The sequence below is a fragment of the Rhodanobacter sp. FW101-FHT13A11 genome (genome assembly GCF_058790335.1).
On record NZ_JBYTCN010000007.1, the window covers coordinates 187943 to 194313 of the forward strand.

The 6371-nt window shown below is 62.5% G+C and carries 6 protein-coding genes and 1 pseudogene; 4 read left to right on the forward strand and 3 right to left on the reverse strand.

The window, feature by feature from the left end; genetic code table 11:
- Positions 1-105: 105 nt before the first annotated feature.
- Positions 106-363, reverse strand: a complete 258-nt coding sequence (locus tag AC3WRN_RS10155; protein WP_068091472.1) for a hypothetical protein — start codon at positions 361-363, stop codon at positions 106-108.
- Between the two features lie 162 nt (positions 364-525).
- A complete protein-coding gene (locus tag AC3WRN_RS10160) occupies positions 526-735 on the reverse strand; it encodes a hypothetical protein (RefSeq protein ID WP_162493025.1) in 210 nt (69 codons plus the stop codon).
- Between AC3WRN_RS10160 and AC3WRN_RS10165 the strand changes: the two are divergent.
- The 4 genes and pseudogenes from AC3WRN_RS10165 to AC3WRN_RS10180 all read left to right on the forward strand — a co-directional run.
- Positions 686-1993 (forward strand): annotated as a pseudogene (locus AC3WRN_RS10165) (efflux RND transporter permease subunit); the annotation flags it as partial. The gene AC3WRN_RS10160 and the pseudogene AC3WRN_RS10165 overlap by 50 nt on opposite strands.
- Before the next feature lie 30 nt (positions 1994-2023).
- Positions 2024-2272, forward strand: a complete 249-nt coding sequence (locus AC3WRN_RS10170) for a copper-binding protein (RefSeq protein ID WP_235604327.1) — start codon at positions 2024-2026, stop codon at positions 2270-2272.
- Between the two features lie 151 nt (positions 2273-2423).
- Positions 2424-5384 (forward strand): Tn3 family transposase, encoded by a 2961-nt coding sequence (locus tag AC3WRN_RS10175; RefSeq protein WP_068091475.1) that lies wholly within the window; start codon positions 2424-2426, stop codon positions 5382-5384.
- Positions 5385-5511: 127 nt separating this feature from the next.
- Positions 5512-6033 (forward strand): hypothetical protein, encoded by a 522-nt coding sequence (locus tag AC3WRN_RS10180; protein ID WP_068091696.1) that lies wholly within the window; start codon positions 5512-5514, stop codon positions 6031-6033.
- A gap of 140 nt (positions 6034-6173) precedes the next feature.
- Here the strand turns inward: AC3WRN_RS10180 and AC3WRN_RS10185 are convergent.
- On the reverse strand, positions 6174-6371 hold a 198-nt coding region (locus tag AC3WRN_RS10185), incomplete at its 5' end, for a transposase (protein WP_492622864.1).

Here is a 6371-nt window from a genome sequence, read left to right on the forward strand (position 1 = left end):
ATTTTCCTCAATTCATACTGTAAGTAAGCATGTCTCTGTAAGTAAGCATGTCTCGCATCATTAGCTCCCCCTCGACCATTTGGACGGCGATCGGCAGGCATGCGCCTAGCTCGATTGCACCCAGGTCAGCTCAATGTCGTCCTTCACCACGTCATCGACTTCTTCCACCGGAATGCCGAGCAGTTCATTGATGTGGCCGTGGCGCATGCCGAAGAAGAGGCCGTTACGTCGGTAGGTGGCGCTCCAGGTGATACGGTCGACGTTGGCATGGTTGTACTCACCTTCATAAGTGAAACCATTGGTGGTCTTGCCGGAAACGCTGGTCATGATGGTTGCCTTTGGAATGATGTCGTGGTCCAGCATGCTCCTTTATTGGGCCGCGTGGGGAGGGCGCGCACTTGGGGGCGTGCACGAATCGATTCGGCGCAGCGCAACGGGATGAGATGCGGCCGCCGTGCGAGTTGAGCGGCATGCGATCGGATGCGATGGACTCTTGATGAGCACCGCAGGGAACGGTGCGGGCTGTTAGCGTTTGCCGGGCTCGGGCTCGGGCTCGTAAGGCTTGGCGCCATCGTCGTCCATGCGATCGACATCCTGCGCCTGGTGATCGATTTCACGCCGTTCGGCGGGGTCCGTCTTGGGCGTAGGTGGGGCAAAGCCGCTCGTCTGCGGTGCCCATGGCCATGCCACCGACCCGGCGCCGCTGGAGATGTTCGAGACCACGATCACCTTCAAGCCGAAGGACCAGTGGCGTCCCGGCATGACGATGGACAAGATCAAGGCGGCGCTGAACCGCGCCGTGCAGGTGCCGGGCCTGACGAACCTGTTCGTGCCGCCGATCCGCAACCGCATCGACATGCTCTCCACCGGCATCAAGAGTCCCATCGGCATCAAGGTGCTGGGCACCGATCTGGCGGCACTGCAATCGGTGGCCGATCGCATCGAGGCCGTCGCACGCACCGTGCCCGGTGTGCGCTCGGCGATCGCCGAGCGCCCGGCCAGTGGCCGCTACGTCGACGTGCACATCCATCGGGACGCGGCGGCGCGTTACGGACTGACGCAGGATCAGGTGCAGCAGTTGATCGCCACCGTGGTCGGTGGCGATCCCATCGGCCAGAGCATCGAGGGGCGCGAGCGCTTTCCGATCGTGGTGCGCTACCCGCGCGTGGACCGCGACTCGGTGCAGGCGTTGCGGCAACTGCCGATCGTGGCGGCCAACGGCGCCCAGCTCACGCTGGGCCAGATTGCCGACATCACGGTCGCGGCGGGACCGTCGATGCTGAAGAGCGAAGACGGCCAGCTGGCCACCTACGTCTACGTCGATACCGATAGCAGCAACCTCGGTGGCGTGGTCGCCCGGCTCCAGCGCGCGGTGACGCAACAGGTCACGCTGCCCGCCGGCGTCACGCTGGACTGGTCGGGCCAGTTCCAGTACCTGGCCCGCGCCGCCCAGCGGCTCCGGCTGGTGGTGCCTGTGGCCTTGCTCATCGTCTTCGTGCTGATCTACGCCGTATTCCGGCGCGCGGTCGAGGCGGCCCTGATCATGGCGAGTGTGCCGCTGGCGCTGGTCGGCGGTCTATGGCTGGTCTGGCTGCTGGGCCAAGCCGTATCGGTGGCGACGGTCATCGGCTTCATCGCCCTGGCCGGCGTCGCCGCGGAGTTTGGCGTGGTGATGCTGCTTTACCTTCGTCATGCCTGGGATCGGCAACTCGCGGCCAACCCGCAGGCGGGTATCGAGGCGCTGGACGCGGCCATCCGCGAAGGCGCGGTTCAGCGCGTACGACCCAAGGCGATGACGGTGGCCGTAATCCTGGCCGGTCTGTTTCCGATCCTGCTGGGCCATGGCGCCGGCTCTGAAGTCATGCAACGCATCGCCGCCCCCATGATCGGCGGCATGGTGACCGCACCTCTGTTGTCCATGCTCATCCTGCCAGCCGCATTCCGCCTGCGCATGCGGCACCGACTGCGCAAGTCCGCAGCCTTCGCCCAGCAGATGGATCCGAACATGCCCGGCATGGCCGGGATGCAACCGGCCAAACCCACCCTGGCGCAGGGCGTGGGGATCGTCAAGGCCATCGACACCGCCAAGGGCACGATCACCCTCCAGCACCAGGCCATCACCGCCATCGGCTGGCCGGCGATGATCATGACCTTCAAGGCCGATCCGCCGCCCCTCCTGCAGAAGGTGAAGGTCGGCGAGTCGGTGCGCTTCACCCTGCACCCGGCCGGCATGGCCAGCACGGTGACGGCGATCACACCGCTGCGGCCCTGAGCAGGCCATGCCGCGGCTCCACATGGGCCTGGTCTATGATCGGGCCTTTATAGCGTGACGGAACGAGCGCTCAGCCCGCGAACAGCGAGTCGCCGCTGGCTGCGGGCTGTTGCCGCGCGTGGCCCCCTTTCCATCGGTACCGAGGCATGGCATGGCTTCGATTGATCGGACTGCATACCCGCAATTCAAACGTAATCCTGTGGTTCGCGAACTCGTCGCGCTGTACACCGTCGACGAGTCCGAGACGGCCTTCATCGTCAAGCATGCACGACAGCCGTCCAGTCGATTAACCCTGGCCATCCTGCTGAAGAGCTTTCAGCGATTGCGCTATTTCCCGGCACTGGATGAGGTGCCCGCAGCCGTACTGAGACATATCAGGGCGTCCCTGAAGTTTCGGATCCAGGTGAAGCCTGCCCAGCCTAGCGCGGTCACGCTGTATCGCTATCACGCATTGATCCGGAAGCACCTGGATTTCCGGCCGTTCGAGGAAGGCGGTCTCGATGTGGCGGCCCGAGCCATGCGAGATGCCGCGGCCATCATGGATCACCCGCCGGATCTGATTAATGTGGGCATCGAGCAGTTGGTCACCGACCGCATCGGTCTGCCAGCCTTCAGTACACTTGATCGGCTGGCGCGACGTGTCCGTGCGCTGGTCAACGGCCAGCTCTTCGCAACCATTGCTCAGCGCCTGACGGCGGACGAGAAGGCACGCCTGGATGGATTGCTACAAGCCGCTGGGAAAGCCGGCAAAAGCCCGCTGCACGAGGTCAAACGCCTCCCCAAGCGCTCATCCTTGAGGCACTTCCAGGAACTGATCGACCACATGGAGCGGCTTGACGCGCTTGTGAACACGGACGCGCCGTTGGTTGGGATACCCGAACTCAAGCGCAAGCATTTCGCGGCAGAGGCGCGTGCACTCGATGCCGCCGAACTCAAAGATTTCCGCCCCGCCAAGCGACATGCTGTCCTGCTTTGCCTGATCCACCGGGCACGGGTACAGGTGCGCGACGATCTGGCGGCGATGTTCATCAAGCGCATGAGCAAGATCCATGTACACGGCAAGGAACATCTCGATCGCCTGCGCAGCCAGTACCGGGAGAAGGCCGAGGTGCTGGTGGCAACGATGTCCGATGTGATTCGCGTACTCGCCGAACAACGCAGCGACACAGCCGCCGGTCGTGAGATTCGGCGCCTGGTCGGGCAGCGCGGCAGCATCGATACGCTGCAGGAGGACTGCAACGCGATCGCAGCCCACAGCGGTGACAATTACTTGCCGTTGCTCTGGCCGTACTACAAGAGCCACCGACCCACGCTGCTGCGCATGGTGCGCATCCTCAATCTGAAAAGCACGACGGAAGATCGTTCGTTGATCGATGCCCTGGAGTTGATCCTTGCGCAGGAACGGCAGCGCGGTGATTGGCTGGACGGGCCCATGGATCTGTCCTTCACAACACACTTGTGGCGAAAGACCCTGACGCAGCGCACCGAGGATGGCGAGGAGCGCATTCACCGTCGGCATTTCGAGGTGTGCGTGTTTTCCGCGTTGGCGAACGAACTCAAGTCCGGTGATGCGGCCGTACCGGGATCGGAGGAGTACGCCGACCAAGGCGAGCAGCTATTGAGCTGGGAGGAGTGCGAGCCCCAAGTGGCCGCCTATTGCGCAGAGTTTGGCCTGCCGGCTGACCCGATCACGTTCGTCAACACACTGCAGTCGCGCCTGATGCAGGTCGCCGAGCAAACAGACCAGGAGTACGTCGACAACGGCCAGGTCGTGATCGATGACCAGGGCATGCCGGTTCTCAAGCGCAGCAAGGCCAAAGAGATGAGTAGCCAGGCCAAAGCCCTCGAAACGGCCATTCATGAGCGCCTGCGTGAGCGAAGCGTCATCGATGTGCTATGTGACGTGGGGCACTGGACCAACTGGCATCGTCATTTCGGCCCGCTATCCGGGTCGGACCCGAAGATTGATCAGGCACGCGAGCGTTATGTGCTGACGGCTTTTACCTACGGATGCAACCTGGGCCCCAATCAGGCGGCACGTCATTTCCGTGGGGCTGTCACGGCGCACATGCTGTCGTTCGTCAATCGTCGCCACATCGACGCGAACAAACTGGCCGCCGCATGCCGCGACATCATCAATAGCTACGCTGGCCTTCAATTGCCCAAGCACTGGGGCGACAGCAAGCGTGCCGCGGCAGATGGCACCAAGTACGAGATGTACATTCAGAACAGCCTGGCCTCATACCACATCCGGTACGGTGGTTACGGCGGCATTGCGTACCATCATGTCTCCGACACCTACGTCGCGCTGTTCAGCCACTTCATCCCATGCGGGGTCTGGGAAGCGGTGTACATCATCGATGGCCTGCTCAAGAACACGTCCGACATCCAGCCGGATATCGTGCACGCCGACACCCAAGGGCAGTCGCTTCCCGTCTTCGGGCTCTCATACTTGCTGGGCATCCAGCTGATGCCGCGCATCCGAAATTGGCAGGATTACCGGTTCTTCCGGCCCGATACGGATGCCTCCTACGAGCACATCGATGCGCTGTTCCGCGACAGCGTCGATTGGGACCTGATCGAGACGCATTGGAAAGACCTGATGCGCGTCGTATTGTCGATCAAAGCCGGCAAGGTGGCCGCTTCGACCTTGCTGCGGCGCTTGGGCAACAACAGCCGCAAGAACCGGCTTTACCACGCTTTTCGCGCCTTGGGCTCGGCCGTGCGCACGCTCTTCCTGCTGCAGTACATTTCCGACCAAGACCTGCGCGAACAGATCACCGCCTCCACCAACAAGGTCGAGGCCTATAACGGATTCTCGAAATACTTCTTCTTTGGTGGGGAGGGCATCATCGCCGACAACGATCCGGTGGAGCAGGAGAAGGCGGTCAAGTACAACGACCTGGTGGCCAACGCCGTGATCTTCCATAACGTCGTGGAGCAAACCCGCATCATCCGTTCGCTCATGCGGGAAGGCTGGAAGATCACTGCCGAAGATGTGGCCGCGCTCAGCCCTTACATGACGAGCCATATCAAACGCTTTGGAGACTACCTGATCGATGCCGAGGCCGTGCCCGAGCCCTACGAAGCCGAACTGGCCCTGGCTGCTTGAGTGTCGCAGGCGATGGGCACGAGGGTGGTGATTCCGCGCAGCCCATCTCGGCCAGGGGGCGTTCAACCCACGAGACCCGTGCTCGCTATGCTTCAAGCGACGTGGCAGTGGCATGGCAGGAGGTACCGTGGAGCTCTCGGATTTTCATATTGGTCTGGAATTCGTGGCAAGCGCCGGGTTCCGGTGGCGGTGCACCGATGTGGGCACCCGGACCATCTTGGCCATCCAGCTCGATCGGAAGGACCCCAACTGGTACCAGGGGCCGCCGTACATCGCCAGGGAAGTCGTGTTCGATGAGCACGAGATGGCGCGCTGCCACCGGACAAATGTCGATGCAGTGTCAGCCTCTTTGAAAGAGCACCAGACGATGGCACACCCGGGTTATCCCTCAGAGGTCGTGACGCGCATGCTGGAGGCGCGGCACGCCCAGCTTTATCCACACTCGGGCGTGTTGCGCTTCGACCGGTGTCGGCCGGACGGGGAAATCCTCCATCCCTTCGCAGGGCGGCAGGAGGAAGGGGAGTGGATCGTCGAGCTATACCTGCCGTTCCAAGAGGACTATGAGGTCATGCCAGAACGGGACTTCATCGCATTGCCTCGGGTGACGCACGCCGACCTACGGGTTCGCGCGGCCAAGAAAAACAGCTAAGGATCATCTGATCAATCGCCGTCCAGCCACTTCGGCATGCGACTGAGCCCGGCACACGCCAAACGCACGCTTTTGTTGGCCAAGCACGTTGGCTTTTCGTGCCGCGGCAGCCCCTTGGAGCCGCTGCGGATGCAATAACCCTACATCACCTGCAACAACGTCCTGCGTGCCATCCACAGATTCACCAGCGCGAACAGCGTTGTCACCTGCGCGCCATTCTTCGCCAAGCCCTTGTAGCGAACCTTCACATAGCCGAACTGTCGCTTGAGCACCCGGAACGGATGCTCCACCGCTGCACGGATCGAGGCCTTGGCGTGCTCCAGTTGCTCGGTGATCGC